The organism is Vibrio sp. Y176 (genome assembly GCF_033438945.1).
Map to the genome: position 1 here is coordinate 1 of NZ_JAWOQS010001181.1, position 519 is coordinate 519.

Below are 519 nucleotides of genomic sequence, written 5' to 3' on the forward strand. Positions count from 1 at the left end.
TGGGCAGCTACACGTGTCGAGCGCTGAGCTATGAGTTAACCAAAGACGGTGATGTGACCACGGGGTCATTACGCGCATGCCGCAAAAAACGCAAAGTTTGGTATATCGATACGCCGTCGGCCTCACCAGCTAACCCTTCGTAATTCTTATTGCTTTTATTGATGTGTTTAACGGTATGGTTGGGCACATCAATGTGCGCTATTCCGTCCATTCTACTTTTGTCACTAATTGTCCAACTTCCCGTCATGTAGCTGTCACCTAAACCTCCTACTTTTCACACAAAGGCGTTGTCAAAGTAAGGGAAGGTCACATGCGAACCATTGAGACAATCACACAGCCAATAGCAACCATCGCTAAGTTTGATTTAGCATTCTCTAGCGTATGTCTTCAGCACCGTTTTAACCAACAAGTTGCCAACATCAGTAAAGGCGTTTCGCACAGTGGAGATGGGCATCTCTACGTCGTCTTAGGGCTGTTAGCTTGGTATTTAGATAAAGAACACGGATCTTGGTTTATGTT

Annotated in this window: 2 pseudogenes; both read left to right on the forward strand. The window is 45.5% G+C overall.

Annotated elements, in window-relative coordinates:
• Positions 1-143 (forward strand): annotated as a pseudogene (locus tag R7O13_RS30855) (SH3 domain-containing protein); the annotation flags it as partial.
• A gap of 167 nt (positions 144-310) precedes the next feature.
• A pseudogene (locus R7O13_RS30860) lies at positions 311-519 on the forward strand (phosphatase PAP2 family protein); the annotation flags it as partial.